The 15,831-nt window shown below is 57.1% G+C and carries 16 protein-coding genes; 4 read left to right on the top strand and 12 right to left on the bottom strand.

Features of this window, described 5'->3' with window-relative positions; all coding sequences use genetic code 11:
- The 8 genes from MARHY_RS00715 to MARHY_RS00680 all read right to left on the bottom strand — a co-directional run bounded on the left by MARHY_RS00715 (nt 1) and on the right by MARHY_RS00680 (nt 10,417).
- Nucleotides 1-993 carry a sigma-70 family RNA polymerase sigma factor gene (locus MARHY_RS00715; protein WP_011783730.1) on the bottom strand — a complete coding sequence of 331 codons (993 nt, stop codon included), beginning with the start codon at nt 991-993 and terminating at the stop codon, nt 1-3.
- Between the two features lie 240 nt (nt 994-1,233).
- Nucleotides 1,234-2,691, bottom strand: coding sequence for an aspartate kinase (locus MARHY_RS00710; protein ID WP_011783729.1), 1,458 nt, complete (start codon nt 2,689-2,691; stop codon nt 1,234-1,236).
- 50 nt (nt 2,692-2,741) lie between these two features.
- Nucleotides 2,742-4,010, bottom strand: a complete 1,269-nt coding sequence (ectB, locus tag MARHY_RS00705) for a diaminobutyrate--2-oxoglutarate transaminase (RefSeq protein WP_014420132.1) — start codon at nt 4,008-4,010, stop codon at nt 2,742-2,744.
- 181 nt (nt 4,011-4,191) lie between these two features.
- Nucleotides 4,192-4,707, bottom strand: coding sequence for a diaminobutyrate acetyltransferase (gene ectA, locus MARHY_RS00700; protein WP_011783727.1), 516 nt, complete (start codon nt 4,705-4,707; stop codon nt 4,192-4,194).
- A 149-nt stretch (nt 4,708-4,856) separates the two neighbouring features.
- Nucleotides 4,857-5,813 carry a hypothetical protein gene (locus MARHY_RS00695; protein ID WP_041654442.1) on the bottom strand — a complete coding sequence of 319 codons (957 nt, stop codon included), beginning with the start codon at nt 5,811-5,813 and terminating at the stop codon, nt 4,857-4,859.
- 21 nt (nt 5,814-5,834) lie between these two features.
- A complete protein-coding gene (locus tag MARHY_RS00690; protein WP_014420128.1) occupies nt 5,835-7,238 on the bottom strand; it encodes a sodium:solute symporter family transporter in 1,404 nt (467 codons plus the stop codon).
- A gap of 31 nt (nt 7,239-7,269) precedes the next feature.
- Complete coding sequence (locus MARHY_RS00685) at nt 7,270-8,241, bottom strand: radical SAM protein (RefSeq protein ID WP_041654440.1); 972 nt, start codon at nt 8,239-8,241, stop codon at nt 7,270-7,272.
- Complete coding sequence (locus MARHY_RS00680; protein ID WP_014420126.1) at nt 8,207-10,417, bottom strand: dihydrolipoyl dehydrogenase family protein; 2,211 nt, start codon at nt 10,415-10,417, stop codon at nt 8,207-8,209. Before MARHY_RS00680 ends, MARHY_RS00685 begins: the two co-directional genes overlap by 35 nt.
- 249 nt (nt 10,418-10,666) lie before the next feature.
- Here MARHY_RS00680 and MARHY_RS00675 point away from each other — a divergent pair, with 249 nt between their 5' ends.
- From MARHY_RS00675 to MARHY_RS00665, 3 genes are read left to right on the top strand one after another with little or no spacing between them, the layout of a single operon-like run.
- A complete protein-coding gene (locus MARHY_RS00675) occupies nt 10,667-11,284 on the top strand; it encodes an RNA polymerase sigma factor (protein WP_041654439.1) in 618 nt (205 codons plus the stop codon).
- Nucleotides 11,278-11,538, top strand: coding sequence for a zf-HC2 domain-containing protein (locus tag MARHY_RS00670; protein ID WP_014420124.1), 261 nt, complete (start codon nt 11,278-11,280; stop codon nt 11,536-11,538). Before MARHY_RS00675 ends, MARHY_RS00670 begins: the two co-directional genes overlap by 7 nt.
- 12 nt (nt 11,539-11,550) lie before the next feature.
- Nucleotides 11,551-12,252 (top strand): HAD-IA family hydrolase, encoded by a 702-nt coding sequence (locus MARHY_RS00665; RefSeq protein WP_014420123.1) that lies wholly within the window; start codon nt 11,551-11,553, stop codon nt 12,250-12,252.
- A gap of 12 nt (nt 12,253-12,264) precedes the next feature.
- On the opposite strand, the gene MARHY_RS00660 is transcribed toward MARHY_RS00665, so the two are convergent.
- A complete protein-coding gene (locus tag MARHY_RS00660; protein ID WP_014420122.1) occupies nt 12,265-12,819 on the bottom strand; it encodes a carboxymuconolactone decarboxylase family protein in 555 nt (184 codons plus the stop codon).
- A 118-nt stretch (nt 12,820-12,937) separates the two neighbouring features.
- Between MARHY_RS00660 and MARHY_RS00655 the strand changes: the two genes are divergently transcribed.
- On the top strand, nt 12,938-13,543 hold the full coding sequence (locus MARHY_RS00655) for a TetR/AcrR family transcriptional regulator (RefSeq protein WP_031209637.1): 606 nt from the start codon (nt 12,938-12,940) through the stop codon (nt 13,541-13,543).
- A gap of 3 nt (nt 13,544-13,546) precedes the next feature.
- On the opposite strand, the gene MARHY_RS00650 is transcribed toward MARHY_RS00655, so the two are convergent.
- The 3 genes from MARHY_RS00650 to MARHY_RS00640 form a co-directional block, all read right to left on the bottom strand.
- Nucleotides 13,547-13,996, bottom strand: a complete 450-nt coding sequence (locus tag MARHY_RS00650) for a DUF302 domain-containing protein (RefSeq protein ID WP_023007844.1) — start codon at nt 13,994-13,996, stop codon at nt 13,547-13,549.
- 78 nt (nt 13,997-14,074) lie between these two features.
- Complete coding sequence (locus MARHY_RS00645) at nt 14,075-14,926, bottom strand: UDP-2,3-diacylglucosamine diphosphatase (protein ID WP_014420119.1); 852 nt, start codon at nt 14,924-14,926, stop codon at nt 14,075-14,077.
- A gap of 133 nt (nt 14,927-15,059) precedes the next feature.
- A complete protein-coding gene (locus tag MARHY_RS00640; RefSeq protein WP_041654438.1) occupies nt 15,060-15,686 on the bottom strand; it encodes a YbhB/YbcL family Raf kinase inhibitor-like protein in 627 nt (208 codons plus the stop codon).
- Between the last annotated feature and the right edge of the window lie 145 nt (nt 15,687-15,831).

Genomic DNA, 15,831 nt, shown 5'->3' with positions numbered 1-15,831 from the left:
TCAGGCACCGTCAGGATCGGTTCCAAACAGGGTCTGCAGTTTTCTCAGAGCGCCTTTCTCGATCTGTCGCACACGCTCCCGGCTGAGACCCAGCTGTTCCGAAATCGTTTGCAGGGTCTCCGGTTCAATCAAGCCAAGCCCGTAACGCCGGGTCAGAATATCCCGCTCCCGGTCCGACAACGCCCCCATCATGCGCTCCAGACGAATCATCCGGTCCCGCGCCCGAAACGGTTGATCCGGGCGGGTATCGGCACCCGCATCAAGACTGTCGGCCAGGGTCACCGATCCATCTTCGACCAGTGGTACATCCGTTGAAACTTCCCGGGCCGCCAGGGCTCTCAGTTCGCCAATCCTGGAGGGTGTGGCCTCCATTTCCCGGGCCAGCTCGGACTGGGTGGGCTCCCGGCCGAGGGATTGATGCAAACGCATGGATACCTTCTGCAACTGGCGGATCTCCTCAACCACGTTTTCCGGCGTATGCACCACACGCACACCCCGCTGCAGGCAGCGGCGCACTTCCTCGCTGATCCACCAGTAAGCGTAGGTGGAAAACCGGAAACCCTTGCCGGGGTCGTAGCGCTCTACGGCCTTGATCAGCCCGACGTTGGCGTCCTGGATCAGGTCCGACATGGCGATGCCATGATGGCCGTAGCGGCGGGCGATATGTACCGCCAGCCTCAGATTGCTCTGAATCAGGCGGTGACGGCAGGCCAGGGCAAGGTGATAAGCCCGGCGACAGCGGGCCGAAAAGGCACAGGCATCCCCGAGGCTACCCACCACATCCCGCAAGGTTTGTGGGGTGTCCTCGGGTAATGCCAGCTCGGTGTGAATCACCCGTAGCGACCGGATCAGCTTTCTGGCCAGACGCCGTTCATCGGTTTCGCTGAGGAGGTCATGCCGGGACGCATCCCTGAAATACAACCCGACCAGGGAATCCCTTTCACCATCGTTGGGCAGCGTCGGAAGCGGTCCCGGCCGGCTCTGTATCTGCATGGCTCGGTACCCGTTTGATATTTATTGAGAATACGCAGATCAGGCAGGCATGGATTCCCCAGCAACGAGGGGAAAACCGAAATACAGGAACACAGGAATGAGGATGAGTGGGGGAGGGATCGGTCACGCCCGGCCATGAAACCTCACAGGTTGTGAGACGGCCGACCGGGCGCCCGATCTGGAGGCAAGACTCCTCCATTACCCACAGACGAAGCGACCGGTTCCGCCTGTGGGTAATTCCTAGCCGGCGGTGGTTGATGCCGCCACGATGGCATATTCGTGGTTATGGGGTTCAATCAGCGCCCCGTGCAGGGCCACAATCGCCTGGTCGTATTTGTCTTCATCAACCACGAACTGGATATCCACCTGGCGCATGCACTGGTGGATCGCCAGCACGCTGATGTCATTATCAGCCAGTGATTTTACCGAACGGGCAAGAATGCCCGGCACCTTCATATCACTGCCAATGGCAGACACCAGGGCCACTTTGCGGGTACTGATTTCGGCATTGGGGAACTCTTCCTCCAGTGCCTTGACCACCCGCTTCACGTGCTTGAGCGTGGTATCCACGTAGTGGGTAATGGTATTGGCATTGGTGTCCTTGGACATGAACCGCACTTTGAAACGGCTCAGTACATCCAGGATACGGCGGTCGGAACCCGGCTCGCCCTGCATGTCCTGGTCGAACACCTCAATGGCAAATACGCCTTTGGCACCTGCCACGATCTCCACCTGGGGTTTTTCACTGACGTAGTCACCAGTGATCAGCGTACCAGTGTGCTCCGGCTCAAAGGTGTTCATCACCCGCAGCGGAATCTCGTTCTGGCGCAGACCTTTACCAGCCCGCGGGTGAATCGCTTCCATCCCCAGGTTGGCCAACTGGTCGGCGACGTCGTAGTTGGTACGCCCTAACGGAACCACCTTGTCTTCGCCAACAATGTTCGGATCGGCAGAGCTCAGATGGTATTCCTTATGGATGATCGCTTCCCGGGCGTTGGTGATCACCGCCGTGCGGCTGAACGTCATCTCACTGTAGCCCCGGTCAAAGGTACGCATCAGACCTTCCTTGCACTGGGCATAACCGGTCACGATTGGCAGTTCCCGGCTCAGGTCGATGGCATCGAAGGCCTGCTTGAGCTTTTCATCCAGCGGCAGCAATTCACTGTCGCGCCAGCCGGTCAAATCGACAAAGCGGGCGTTAATACCTTCCTGCTGCAGCTTCAGGGCGGTATTGAAAGCACTGTGGGCCTCGCCAATCCCCGCCAGCATCTCCCGCACGGTAAGCAGATGCTCTTCAAGCTGGAACTGGCCATAGGAACACAGGCGCTGCAGGTCGATCAGGCAGCCCCGGACCCCCTCAATGCGATCAGTAATGAACTGGTCCGCCTGCTGCTTGAGCATCGGATCGGCAAACAGCTCACCGTTGATGTCCGTCAGCAGTTGAATCAGCTTGGTAAGGTCGTCGCCCCAGGCCCAGTCGGATTCGGCATCGGCAAACAGGGCATAGACCCCCGGCTCGCCGGTTTTCTTGTGCTCCAGCAGTTCATTGGTCACGCCACCGTAGGCAGAGACCACAAAAATCCGCTGGTAGAGGTCGCTCTTCTTGCGCTTACCAATAATGATATTGTCGCGCACGGCCTCATAGTTACTCATGGAAGTACCGCCGATTTTCTCGACGGTATGTTGTGCCGTTGTCATGTCGTTGCCTTTGCTATCCTGCGGAATGTAAGTGTGGGATGGCGGGCGTCTTACGACGCCTCGCTAACACCTTCCTGCATGATCTCATCGACACTCTCGGCCAGGATTTTCACACCCAGGCGCAGATCGTCTTCGCTGGTGGTCAGCGGCATCAGGCACTTGATCACCTCATCGTTCGGACCACTGGTCTCGATGATCAGGCCGTGCTCAAAGGCACGCTTGGTGATCGGGCCGGTCAGATCTGCATGCTTGGCCTCGATGCCGCGCATCAAGCCCCGGCCTTTCATCTTGAACTCACCCGGGTACTTGTCGCAGATGGCCTGCAGGGCATCACCCAGCACCTTGGTCTTGGCCTTCACTTCGTTGGCAAAGGTGTCGTCCTTCCAGTAGGTTTCAATGGCGGCACGGGCGGTGACAAACGCCATGTTGTTACCACGGAAGGTACCGTTGTGCTCACCGGATTCCCACACGTCCAGTTCCGGCTTGAACAGCACCAGTGCCATCGGCAGACCATAGCCGCTCAGGGACTTGGACACGGTCACAATGTCCGGCTTGATGCCGGCGAACTCGAAGCTGAAGAACTCGCCGGTACGGCCGTTGCCCGCCTGGATATCATCCACAATCAGCAGAATATCGTGCTTCTGGCACAGCTCGGACAGACCTTTGAGCCACTCGGCACGGGCGGCGTTCAGACCACCCTCGCCCTGTACGGCTTCAACAATGACGGCAGCCGGCAGCTCAACGCCGGAAGAGCTGTCTGACAGCACCTTGTCCATGATGGCCAGGGTATCAACGTCTTCGCCCAGGTAGCCGTCGTAGAACATGAAGTCGACATGCCCCAGGGGAATACCTACGCCACCACGGTGATGCTCGTTACCAGTGGCTGCTACCGCACCGGTAGTGACACCGTGAAAACCGTTGGTGAAGGAAATGATGTTGGTACGGCCTTTCACCTTACGGGCCAGCTTCATGGCCGCTTCCACACAGTTGGTACCGGTGGGACCGGTGAACTGCATCTTGTAGTCCAGACCACGGGGATCGAGGATATGCTTTTTGTACGATTCCATGAAGTCGTGCTTGGCCGTGGTGAACAGGTCCAGGCCCTGGCTCACGCCGTCCGCTTCAATGTACTCAAGCAGCGCTTTCTTCAGGATGTCGTTATTGTGGCCGTAGTTCAGGGAACCGGCACCGGCCAGAAAGTCCAGGTACTCCTTGCCATCTTCGGTGTACAGATGCGCGTTCTTGGCGCGGTTGAAAATCACCGGAAAAGCACGGGAATAAACGCGAACTTCAGATTCAGTAGACTTGAAAATTTCCATTGTCTTGCCTCTTAGCATGTCAGGTTCGAGGTAAATGCGCGGGAGCCTGTCGGTAAAACGTGTCGGTCGCAACAGACCCGCCGAGCGTTGCTTTAAGCCGAATGGCAGGCCCACCCCGGGCGGCCTGCCGGCTACTACAATCTCGTCAGTGGTTCACGCCTGAAGGCGTGAACACAGGCTCTCAGACAGGGTTCGTGAAAGGCCCGATGCGCAGCAGAAATTCAGAATCGTGCTTGCCGCCAAAATGGGTCTCTTTCTCGAAATGCTCGTGGTAGGTGAGCTCGGCTCCCAGATCACGGGCAAAAGAGCGGAACAGCGCCCACGAGGCCTCGTTGTCTTCGGTAATCGTGGTTTCCAGGTGCGTGACGTTGCTGCACGCGTCCCGGCCAACGATTTCCTTCAGCATCCGCTTGGCGAGGCCCTGTCCACGACCTTTCTCGTGAACCGCCACCTGCCAGACAAACACGGTCTCGGGCTGTTGGGGAGGGATGTATCCGGAGATAAAGCCGACCAGATCGCCTTCCTTCTCCGCGGCCACGCCGGTCTCGGCAAAGTGGCTGCACTGCAACAGGTTGCAGTAAATCGAGTTGGGGTCCAGCGGGGGGCATTCCGCAACCAGCTGGTGAAGCCTGTAGCCATCATCCTTTGTCGGTTTACGCAGGGTGATGGCGGTGGTATTCGATCCTTCTGATGTCATAACGTGATCAATTCGCTTCCAAAAGTTAGTGTTGAATTATATAGACCACAAAATATATTTCAAGTCGACCCCGGCCAGCCACTCAACACGGCCCGGGCCCGATCGTTTCAGAATAGACCGGATTGAAGCATTTGCCAGTGACAAATTGGTTACCGGAAAGACGGAAAAATGATGCCCTCCGGCACAAGATGGGTGCCGTCAGTCAGGCGTCTTCGATAGGACACAGCGGCAGGAGATCCTTCGGGCCACAGCCTGTCAAACTGAGCCAGCCAGGCATCGATATCGTAAGCCACCGGCATCAGGGACACATGCAGACCGGGCCGCGCAATTGCCGCCAACGGCTCCATAAAAGGGCTTGTAAAGCCAATGCGGGTAACGAGCCCCCGGGAGTCGGCACGCAGATTACCCATGCCGGCCGCGCCGTTATTGGCCACGATCCGTTGTCTTTCATCCACTTTACCGGACCAGATCACCGGCAGACAGGTATGGGTGCAAGCGATCAGGTCGGCACCGGTGGCACGAAACCAGTACGCCAGCTTTTCCTCGCCGCCCGAGGCAATAGATTCGTGAGCCAGCCCCCACCCGGCCAGAGACTCCGGATCACCATGCAAGACCAAAACCTTTAGGCCTCCAAATATCAGGCAACGGTATCGTGGCAATAATGAGAGTTTCTTTTGAATATCGGGGTGTCGGTCCGCCACCACCTGCAGCCGCCCCATCATCTGATTGGACCGCTCCACCACTCCCTGATCCACATACTCCGGGTAAGCGCAGCCACAGCCGGCGCCGGCATTGGGGACCGAGAGCTCATAATCCACGTTGCCGAGAATCGCTGTGTGGTCCAGGATCCGGCTATTGATCTCCCGGAACAAGGTGTCGTCAGCGTTAAACCAGTTGAAATCGCCATTGAAGACCAGCTTCACCCGGTGGCCATGGCGCTCCTCTGCGCGCACCATGACCTCGATTTCATCAAGGGCGAAGGCATTGCCGTAAAGACCACCGACGATGTACAGCACGTCCTCAGAAACCTGCGCCGGCTCTCTGCAAAGAGACTCTGGCGTGTAGCGGTATGTCAGCGGGCAGCTGCGCCCTTCTGTATCAGCCATGATCTGGCCCCTCCGTTCTGGTCAGGCACCTTCGGCGGCCACCGGCTTTCCAGCCAGACGCTTTAACATCAAGGGCAGGAAGAAACACACCGTACAGATCAGGAAACCGTAAGCATTCACGCCCAGCAACATCGCATAGGCACCGTCACCAATCGCCCAGCTTGATGGGATGAGGCCCACCGCCAACAGAACACCAAGACCAAGCCCGGTCCAGAAGCTGAGATGGAAGCTCCAGGGCGACCACTGGGTAAAACCATAGAACAGGAAAACCGGCGCCAGCCCCATGACCATAGTGCCCGAGATGGTCGTCGCCTTGAGGATGTCAGTACCGCCGAACATGGGCAGGTTACCCAGGAAGGCAAAAATCACCATCACCACGGCCCCCACTCTCATGCTCGGCAGCTTGTCCGACGCACGCCGCGCCAGGCGAGGCAGATCCACCGCAAGGGACTTGGCCAGTGAGGTAAAGGTGGAATCGAGAGTGGAACCGGCCGAGGTCATCATCACCACGCTCATGAAGAACAACGCCGCCAGCCCCAGGGACTGGCCCACTGCTGCGGGCGCGTTCCCCATGGCCTCAATGCCGTTAACCCGGGCGTGAACGCCCACCAGACTGAAAATAAACACCGCCACAAAGCCCAACAATCCGGCGACCACAAAGCTCTTGAGCATGGTCTTTTCCTTGTTCACAAAGCCCCGGTCAGTCAGCACCGGATCGTGGAATGGATAACTGAACAGTTGCAACAGAGCCACCAACAGCAAGTCGAAACCAGCATTGAGCCGGAACTCACCATTAGTCAACAGGGCGCTGGTGTCGTTGGCAGGGATGATCAGGAACAATACCGCCCCCACAAAGAACACAAACACGAAGGCCTGAATCACATCGGTGAAGATCGAGGACCGGAGACCGCCCTTCAGACTGTAAGCCAGGGTAAACACCGTAAACAGCATCGCCGCCGCGTAATACTCCCACTCACCGGGCAACCCGAAGTAACCGCCCACCACCGCGGTGTTACTCCAGACCTCGTTATAGAGCCGGATAAGAACCGCCGCGGCAAACGCCAGACTGGCCAGCCTCCCGAAACGCGAGGTCAGAAAATCCTGCAGACTCCGGGCCCCGGTCTGAGTCCGGATCAGGTAAATCACATAGCCTGCCACCGGGATGGACAGCCAGTAACTGGCATAAGCCAGACCGCCCACCACACCATAAGCCGCCCCAAGATTCGCCGCATTAGTCACCGACTTGGCAAAGATCCAGCTGATAAAAATACTCGCCGTCAGCGACCACTGACCCACCGGGTTGCCCTGATCATCGGCGCCCTTATAAAAAGAGTTTGCGTTCTTGCTCTTGGGCGACAGCGCATACATAACGACGCCGTAGACCAGCAGGAATCCCCAGAACAGGGATGCTTCAGTAAAATTCATTGTCTTGTTCCTGGTTTACGGTTTAACGGATCTACGCAGGCGCCGAACAACTCGCCCCAAAGCGGTAGCACGAGAAACACCGGTGATGCCGCAACATGATGCGCTCATTCATGCTCTCCGCCAGCGTGCCGCCAAGGTCATACTGCGGATCATCGTCCACCAGCGTGCAGGCATACACCCGCACCTGTTCGCCCTTCTTCACCAGCATCCGCGTATAGGTGCACATAAAGTGCGACCGGGATTCCTTCGTCGGATACTTCTCCATGCAGGTCTCGGTAATCTCCGGGCTGCCATCTTCCGAACCAGGCGTGCCCAGGTCCGGAAATGCGGTGAACGCCAGGCCCTCCGGAATGCCCCATTCCCGGAAGATTCCACGGAACGCGGCTTCGATATCAGCCGGAATTTCCTTCGGATCGGTCTGGCGGGCAATGGATACCTTGAAACCCTGTTCGATCAGCCAGCGGATGCCCTGCAAGGCCTCATCAAAGCTGCCCTCGCCGCGGTCCTTGTCATGCCGGGCGCGGTCGGGAAAATCCAGGCTCACCCGGAAGTGGATCGGATAGGGGTTATCCAATAAGGGCAGCACCTGATGCTGGCGCTTGTGCAGCGGCTCAGTGGCGTTGGTGAGCACAAAGCAGGGGCGGTACTGGCTCGCGTAGTCCAGGATATTGACGAAATCCCGGATCACGAAGGGCTCACCACCGGTGAAGGAAAACTGCTCCACGCCCATGTCAATGGCTTCGTGGATAAACGGTTTCACGTCAATGAGCTTCATGCCCGGGATGCGGCCATCACCGGGATGGGAACCCTCCAGGCAAAACGGGCAGGCCAGGTTGCAGGCGGTACCGGTGTGTATCCACAGCTCTTTTAGCCTGTCGGCATCGATGTATCCCCGGGGATCACCGTTGCGGGTGTGGGTCCAGCTATCACGGGCCCGGGGTTCCAGAACTTCCACGGCCGGAATGCGTTTAGCGCGGGCCGGTCGGGTTTTGGTCAGGGGCATAGTGGCTCCTTGGTGTATTCGTCTTTTTCCCACGGCGCCAGCCATGGAGCTTCTCCAGCAGCTTCAGAATGCCTTCAGGGGCATGAGAGCGCTTCCATTCACCGGCCGCGTACTTGGCCGACTCGTTCCAGGTCGGGTAGGGGTGAATGGTGCCCAGGATCTTGTTCAGGCCCAGACCGTGTTTCATGGCCAGGGTGAACTCGGCCAGGATTTCCCCGGCGTGCGTGCCCACCACCATAGCGCCAAGAATCTTGTCTTTGCCCGGCGGAGTCAGCACCTTGATAAAGCCATGGTCCTCGCTTTCGGCAATCGCCCGGTCCAGGTCATCCAGGCCGTAACGAGTAACCTCGTAGGCCACGCCCTTTGCCTTTGCCTCAGCCTCACTCAACCCAACTCTGGCCACTTCCGGCGAGGTGAACGTAACCCAGGGCATTACCCGGTAATCCACCTTGAAGCGCTTGAACTGCCCGAACAGACCGTTGACGGCCGCGTACCAGGCCTGGTGGGCCGCAGCGTGAGTAAACTGGTACGGGCCGGCCACATCGCCGCAGGCGAACACGTTCGGATAACTCAGACTCATGTCCTCTTCCACCGGTACCGTTCCGTTTGGCAGGGTTTCCACACCAATACGCTCCAGATTCAGGCCGGAGGTGTTGGCTGCGCGGCCGACCGCCACGAGAACATGATCGAAAGGAATGCGTACCCGCTCACCTTCATGCTTACAGTAGGCAACCTTCTCTCCTTCCTCTATACGAAACTCGGCGGCAGAATGTTTCAACCGAACGTCCACGCCGTCTGCCCGAAACTGCTTCAGCACCAGTTCAGAGACATCGGCATCCTCTTTCGCCAGCAGGCGCTCCCCCCGCTCCACCTGAGTGACCTGAGTGCCAAGGCGGGCAAACGCGTGCGCCAGCTCTGAGCCAATGGGACCACCACCCAACACCAGCAGGCGTTGCGGCTGCTCCTGCAATTCCCACAGGTTATCGGAGGTCAGTGGCTGCATGTCTTTCAGTCCGGGGATCGGCGGTACCGCCGGTTTGCCACCGGTGGCCACGATGATGCTGCGAGCTGTCAGGCGCTCGGTACTACCATCATTATGTTTGACCTCCAGTTCCCAGGGCGACACAAAACTCGCCTCACCAGAGATGCAGTCCACACCCAGCTTGCGATAGCGCTCTGGAGAGTCGTGGGGCTCCACTTTTGCGATAACGTCCTTCACCCGGTTCATTATGTTTTTGAACGAGCCTTTTACGGGCACGGACTCCAGACCGTAACGATTGGCGTGGCGCAGGGTATCGGCAGCCTTGGCGCTGCGTATCAGGGCCTTGGAGGGCACGCAGCCGGTATTCAGGCAGTCGCCACCCATCTTGTGTTTTTCAATCAGGGCCACCTTGGCTTTCACCGCCGCAGCAATATAGGCCGAGACCAGACCTGCAGATCCACCGCCGATGACCAGCAGGTTGTAGTCGAAATGCGCGGGTTTCTGCCAGCCGGCATACACTTTGCGGCGGCGGATAAAGCCCACCACAAACTTGGCAATCAAGGGAAAGAGACCCAACAATGCAAAGGAAAGCAGCAGGTCAACCGAGACAATGTCACCGGTGGACTCGATCTGACCCAATTGAGTGCCTGCGTTTACGTACACAAAAGTGCCAGGCAACATGGCAACCCAGCTCACCACGGCATAGGTGCGCAGCTTCATGGCGGTCAGGCCCATGGCCAGGTTGATCAGGAAAAAAGGGAACACCGGTACAAGCCGCAGGGTGGCCAAGTAGAAGGCACCATCTTTTTCGATGCCACGGTCCATTTTCGCCACTGTGTCTCCGTAACGTTTGCGCAACGAATCCCGCACCAGGAAACGAGCAGCCAGGAACGCCAAAGAGGCTCCAATGGTCGAGGCTAAAGACACCGCAGCGAATCCGTACAGGTTTCCGAAGAAAGCCCCTCCTGCCAGAGTCATGACCGTTGCCCCCGGCAAAGACAATGCGGTAACCAGTACATAAACCACCACAAAAGCGGAAAGCGCAATCAGTAGATTCGAATCAATCCAGTCGCCAAGACTCTGCTGATGCCTCTTCAGGTTTTCCAGTGTCAGAAGTTCATTTCCGCCAGCTGCGATAAAGCCGATCACAACAATCGCAATGGCGAAAACAAGAATCCACTTTTTCAATGTCATGAAAGAAACCCTTTAAACACTTGTCGTTTACCTTTGAGACACATCAACTCTACACCTGTTACACCTCGCCCACCTTTTAAACATGCCTATTGGGTTTTACGTCATCGTGCCCTGCCAGATGTCATCAAATACACACGATTGTTTAACAATTCAGTCACAAGTTGTTAGTGCATACAGTCAGGGAAACTTCTCGACACATCGGGCGCCTTGCCGCTATTCTTGAACAACCGCTCACGAAAGAGAATAACCATGACTCACACAGCCCCTCCACACGAGCAGGCGCTAGTATGCAGGCTGCGTGACGGAGACAACCTCGCCTTTCAGGAAGCTGTGCGCAGCTTCACGCCCGGTATGCTCGCGGTCGCCAGGTTTTACCTTGATGAGGCGGCCGCCGAAGACGTCGTGCAGGACTGCTGGGTCGCCGTCATCGATGCCATTCAGAAATTTGAGGGCCGTTCGGGGCTAAAAACCTGGTTGCACCGCATTGTCGCCAACCGTTGCAAGAATCGGCTGCGGGCAAGTAAACGGGAAGTCCCTCTCGACGACTCAGACAGCCTGGAGCCTGATCTGGCGGAACGCTTCAACGCCAGAGGCCACTGGCAATTACCCCCCAGGCTGAAGTTTCATGAATCTGCCGATACGCTGATGGAAAATGGCGCTCTTAACCAGTGCCTGGACAAACATCTCTCTGCGTTGCCGGAAACCCAACGATCCGCCCTGATTCTCTACGAGGCGCACCAACACAAATCAGACGATCTCTGTAACATTCTCGGGGTCAGCGCGTCCAATCTTCGGGTGTTGTTACATCGTGCCAGGCAGAAGATCTTTCTGATGGTAGAAACCTTCCAGGAGACCGGCGAATGCTGAAATGCAGCGAGCTGGCCAGGATCGCCAGTGACTACATCGACGGCGAACTGGATACCCGGCGGAATCTGTCGGTGAAAACACATTTGATGATGTGCAAACACTGCCGAACCTTTATCGGTAACCTGCGCGCCAGCAATGAGTTGCTGGGTGCCCACGCCTCGGCACGAACCGAGGAGGCGTTTCTCCGCAAGATTGATGAGCGGGTAGCCGAAGCCCTTAGCGTCCGCAGAAGCAAAAAAACAGATGCCGACTGACGAGGAGCCAGTATGTGCAAACGTAAACCAGTGCTTGTCTTTGACGTCATTGAAACGATTTTCTCGCTGAACGCGCTGACACGGGCCCTAAGCGCTGAGGGACTGCCGACGCACACCAAAGATCTGTTTTTTGCTCAACTGCTTCGAGATGCCTTTGCCAGCTCGGCAACGGATTGTTACGTCCCGTTCGTCGATATGGCCCGGGGCACCTTGGAGGTTTTGCTGCACACGGTCGGTGGCGTCAACGAAACGAAACACGCCGACACCATCATCGATCGCATCTTGCCGGTTTTTGGGCAGCTGGACGCTCATCCGGACGTTGAGGACGCGTTGGGACTGGCAAAAGAACGCGGCGTGGATGTGCTGTTTTTTACCAACGGCTCAGAACAGAATACCCGATCACTGATTGCCAGAAATGGCCTGATTAACCTGGTGGATCACGTGGTTTCAATCGACACCTTCAGACGATGGAAACCTGCAAGATCTGCCTATGAAAGTGCAATAAGCCAAGTGGACGGCGCCCCGGAACAATCCGCCATGATTGCAGCCCATGCCTGGGATACGTCCGGGGCCCGGAATGCGGGGCTGCTGACTGGCTGGATTCAGCGCCAGGACGCCTTGTTCCATCCCGCCATGCCAGCCCCCTGCATTCAATCCAACAGCCTTGTCACGCTCGTGGATCAGCTATCAGGTCACCTGCTGGCCGCCAAGTAACATCCACGCCGGTCAGGCTTTTTTGCTCCAGGCATACTTTCTGAAGGGCTCATCAACCGGGGTTTCCGCGATGTGATTGACATAGTTGCTGATGACTTTTTGAGACAGAACCATGATGACTTCAAGGACATGGCGCTGTTCGTAACCTGCAGCGAAGAACGCACTCAGGTCATCCTCGGTCACGTACCCACGCTCGCGCATGACGGCCAGGGTAAAGGTCCGCAGCGCCTCCAGCCTGTGGTTTGGCAACGGTGTTTCATCCCGCAAGGCGTCAATAATTTCATCGGAAACCTTCATCGCCTTAGCAATACCCGTATGGGCGGGTACGCAGTAGTGACAGGCATTCTCCACATTGATGGTCTGCCACACCACGGTTTTTTCCTCATTATCAAAACTGCTGGCCAACACCAACTCGTGCAGCTTCTGGTATGCCTCAAGCACACCTGGTGCTTCCGCCATAACCGCATGCAGGCCTGGAATACGGCCAAAGCTTTTGCGGGAAACTTCCAGCAGAGGTTTTGCGGACTCCGGAGCAGTATCAGGGGTGTGTATGGTGAAATCGGTCATTTCCACGTCTCCAACTATAAATGAATGATCGCTCAAAAATAGAACCGTAACTATTTCTGAGCAATTGCTCAAGTTATAATTCAGAAACTATTCAACGATCGATCCAGTGGTGAAAACAATGCCCAGACCTCCAAGCTATGATCGGGAAACCGCGCTCACTCAAGCTGTCGGGCTGTTTTGGCATAAGGGCTATCATGGCAGCTCCATGAAGCAGATTGAGCAAGCGCTCGATATGCGTCCTGGCAGCATCTACGCCACGTTCGGCAGCAAGGACGGGCTGTTCTCAGAAGTTCTGGCACGGTATGCAGAGCAGAGTGGCGAAGACTTGGCCGGGCATATGGCAGGCTACGACAACGTGCTGGATGGCCTGCAGGCTTTTCTGGTCAAGATTGCCAGAAACTGCTCTGATCCAGGCTGCGCGCCCGCGAGGGCCTGTCTGATTGTGAAAACATTGCTTGAATCCAGCAACACCAACACCGCGCTCCATCAGGAGGCAAAAACCGTGCTGGCTGCCATTGAAGATGCATTCACGGAGCTACTGAAAACCGCGAGGAAGCAGGGCGAGCTGGCACCTGCAACCAACTGCCGCCGACTGGCGCGACTGATTCAAGGGCAGATCATGGGGCTGCGTTCCATGGCCGAGCGAGACCTGTCAGCCATAGAATTGGAACACTTGGGCCAAGATATGGCTGCCATTCTGGACGCGTATCGGGTCAGAAATTAGACACTAGCGCTCAATAACCTGCTCGATCATGCCCGCCAGGGCATCCAGCAGGTTATTCACTACCACACAATCGGGCACACCGTGTCTCTCCGCCAAGTATTGCGGATCGTTGTAACCCAGCCACACCTTGCCATCTTCATCTTCCCAGACCAATGCCTTCAGCGGCAGATCGATCCCGGCGGTCTGGGCGCACTGCATCAGGGGAGTACCGCCTTTGGGATTACCGAAAATCAGGAGTTCGGTTGGCCTAAGGGACTCGCCAACACCCTCTGCCCCTTGCGCGTGATCAATGCGTGCAAACACCTTCAGACCCTTCTCCTTAACAATGGCTTCAAGCTTGTCCATGGTCTGCTTTGGGGAATGGGGACTTTCCAGCCAGATCAAACCATCGGCAGCCTTGGCCAATACACTGGTGGCAATCAGGCAAAGAAAAGCAATTATTCGGAAGAACATATCGTGCTCCTGCTCTGGCTAAGATACTACCAGCAGGTTAGTTCACCGGGCTCGTGTTCTCCAACTGTGGCCGACAGGCTACTGGGCGGGACCGTTGATTTGCTCCAGAAACGCCGCCGGTAACGCATCAATCACGGGCCGGGCGTCACCGGCCAGCTCCGGGTTCGGCGTCTCCGGTTCCTGACTCAGGGTCACAGGCGATTCGGACCAGTGCAGCAGTTCCAGCCGACCGTTTTCACGCTCCACCAGCGCGGTGCAGTGTTCCACCCAGTCGCCATCATTGCAATAGAGCCCCTCTTCGCTGCGCAGGAAGCCCGCCGAGTGGATATGGCCGCAGATAAAACCGTGATAGTGGCCTTTTTCCGCCGCGGTCAGCGCCGCCAACTCGAAACGGCGGATAAAAGTTCTCGCCTTGCCAATCCGGCTTTTAATCCAGGCCGCCAGCGACCAGTAGGGCTTGCCCTGTAATCGCCGCAAGGCGTTGAACCAGCGGTTCAGACGCAGCAACAACCCATGGGCGCGGTCTCCGACCAGCAGCATCAAAGGGCTGCAGCGAACCACCTGGTCAAACTGGTCGCCATGGCAGACCAGAAACTGACGGTCGTCGGCGGTGGTATGCACGGCCTTGTACTGCAATTCGATGCCGGAAAACGTCTGGCCACAGAAACGCCGGAAAAATTCATCGTGATTGCCCGGGATGTACACCACCCGGGTTCCCGTTGCGGCCAGCTCCAGCAGCTTGTGGATAACCTGCCGGTGGCTGTCGGGAAAATAAGCCCGTCGCTGCATGGCAATCAGGTCGACGATGTCGCCCACCAGGTAAAGGGTCTGGCACTGAATGTTATTCAGGAAATCCAGCAGATAGTCCGCCTGGCAATCGGCGGTACCCAGATGGACGTCGGATATGAATACGCTTCGATACTGTCGCATGGTGCCTCCGGTGAGAACAGGCCTGCTTTCAGGATCCTGACATCACCTTGGCAACACCCGGTGACACCGGGGTGACAGCACCAAGACAATTTGATGAAAGCGGAGCCGACGTAGCCGGCTCCGCTGGCTGCAACTACTGGCGAAGGGCGGGATTAAGCGTGTAGGTGCCGGTTACCCGAGCACTGGCCAAGACATGACCGGCCATGGCCTGACGCACGTCGTTGCCGTCAAATTCACCCTCCAGGCCCAGGGTGTCTACATCCAGAGCATGCACTTCAAAGTGGTAGTGATGGATGATTTCATCGTTCCAGGGCGGGCAGGGGCCGTCATAACCGGCATAGGTACCGGCCATGTCCGGATTGCCGGCCAGAAACTGGGTGTAATTGTTCACACCACGGACACCAATCGGGCCAGGTCCATAATCCTTGCCCTTGGGGCTGACACCATCGCTGTCTTCACCTTCCGGGATCCGCTTTGTGCCAGCGGGAATATCCACCAACAACCAATGGAAGAAATCGACGCGTGGCAGGTCGGCCGGTACGTTCTTGCCTTCCTGGTTGACGTCGTCGGCGACGCTGGGCACATCCGGGTCAAACATCATTACCACAAAGCTTTTGGTGCCCTCCGGTGCACCGTCCCAGACCAGCTCTGGATTCCGGTTGGGACCAAAACTCATGTGGTCCTGCTCACTGAACACACCGAAGGCAAACTTTTCCGGTACCGGCTGGCCTTCCTCAACACCTCGAACCTGCAGTTTCACGTCGCTTTCTCCTGTCTGTTCTTCAAGTGGATGAGAAGTTTGTAGCAGCGCCAACGGCTCTGTGTCCAGCCCGACAATACTAACGATGGAGCCAATAGGTACTTGGGCTCAATTGTCTCGCTCCAACATCGGCGGTAGTATACGC

Origin of the sequence: Marinobacter nauticus ATCC 49840 (genome assembly GCF_000284615.1) — a bacterium.
In the GTDB taxonomy this organism is placed as follows: domain Bacteria; phylum Pseudomonadota; class Gammaproteobacteria; order Pseudomonadales; family Oleiphilaceae; genus Marinobacter; species Marinobacter nauticus.
Note: the sequence above shows the minus strand (reverse complement) of the source record. Positions and strands in the feature narration are given on the sequence as shown.

Excerpts from the sequence above, each read along its gene's own strand:
- MARHY_RS00715 (WP_011783730.1), bottom strand. The coding sequence starts at position 993 with ATGCAGATACAGAGCCGGCCGGGACCGCTTCCGACGCTGCCCAACGAT.
- MARHY_RS00710 (WP_011783729.1), bottom strand. The coding sequence starts at position 2,691 with ATGACAACGGCACAACATACCGTCGAGAAAATCGGCGGTACTTCCATG.
- ectB (WP_014420132.1), bottom strand. The coding sequence starts at position 4,010 with ATGGAAATTTTCAAGTCTACTGAATCTGAAGTTCGCGTTTATTCCCGT.
- ectA (WP_011783727.1), bottom strand. The coding sequence starts at position 4,707 with ATGACATCAGAAGGATCGAATACCACCGCCATCACCCTGCGTAAACCG.
- MARHY_RS00695 (WP_041654442.1), bottom strand. The coding sequence starts at position 5,813 with ATGGCTGATACAGAAGGGCGCAGCTGCCCGCTGACATACCGCTACACG.
- MARHY_RS00690 (WP_014420128.1), bottom strand. The coding sequence starts at position 7,238 with ATGAATTTTACTGAAGCATCCCTGTTCTGGGGATTCCTGCTGGTCTAC.
- MARHY_RS00685 (WP_041654440.1), bottom strand. The coding sequence starts at position 8,241 with ATGCCCCTGACCAAAACCCGACCGGCCCGCGCTAAACGCATTCCGGCC.
- MARHY_RS00680 (WP_014420126.1), bottom strand. The coding sequence starts at position 10,417 with ATGACATTGAAAAAGTGGATTCTTGTTTTCGCCATTGCGATTGTTGTG.
- MARHY_RS00675 (WP_041654439.1), top strand. The coding sequence starts at position 10,667 with ATGACTCACACAGCCCCTCCACACGAGCAGGCGCTAGTATGCAGGCTG.
- MARHY_RS00670 (WP_014420124.1), top strand. The coding sequence starts at position 11,278 with ATGCTGAAATGCAGCGAGCTGGCCAGGATCGCCAGTGACTACATCGAC.
- MARHY_RS00665 (WP_014420123.1), top strand. The coding sequence starts at position 11,551 with ATGTGCAAACGTAAACCAGTGCTTGTCTTTGACGTCATTGAAACGATT.
- MARHY_RS00660 (WP_014420122.1), bottom strand. The coding sequence starts at position 12,819 with ATGACCGATTTCACCATACACACCCCTGATACTGCTCCGGAGTCCGCA.
- MARHY_RS00655 (WP_031209637.1), top strand. The coding sequence starts at position 12,938 with ATGCCCAGACCTCCAAGCTATGATCGGGAAACCGCGCTCACTCAAGCT.
- MARHY_RS00650 (WP_023007844.1), bottom strand. The coding sequence starts at position 13,996 with ATGTTCTTCCGAATAATTGCTTTTCTTTGCCTGATTGCCACCAGTGTA.
- MARHY_RS00645 (WP_014420119.1), bottom strand. The coding sequence starts at position 14,926 with ATGCGACAGTATCGAAGCGTATTCATATCCGACGTCCATCTGGGTACC.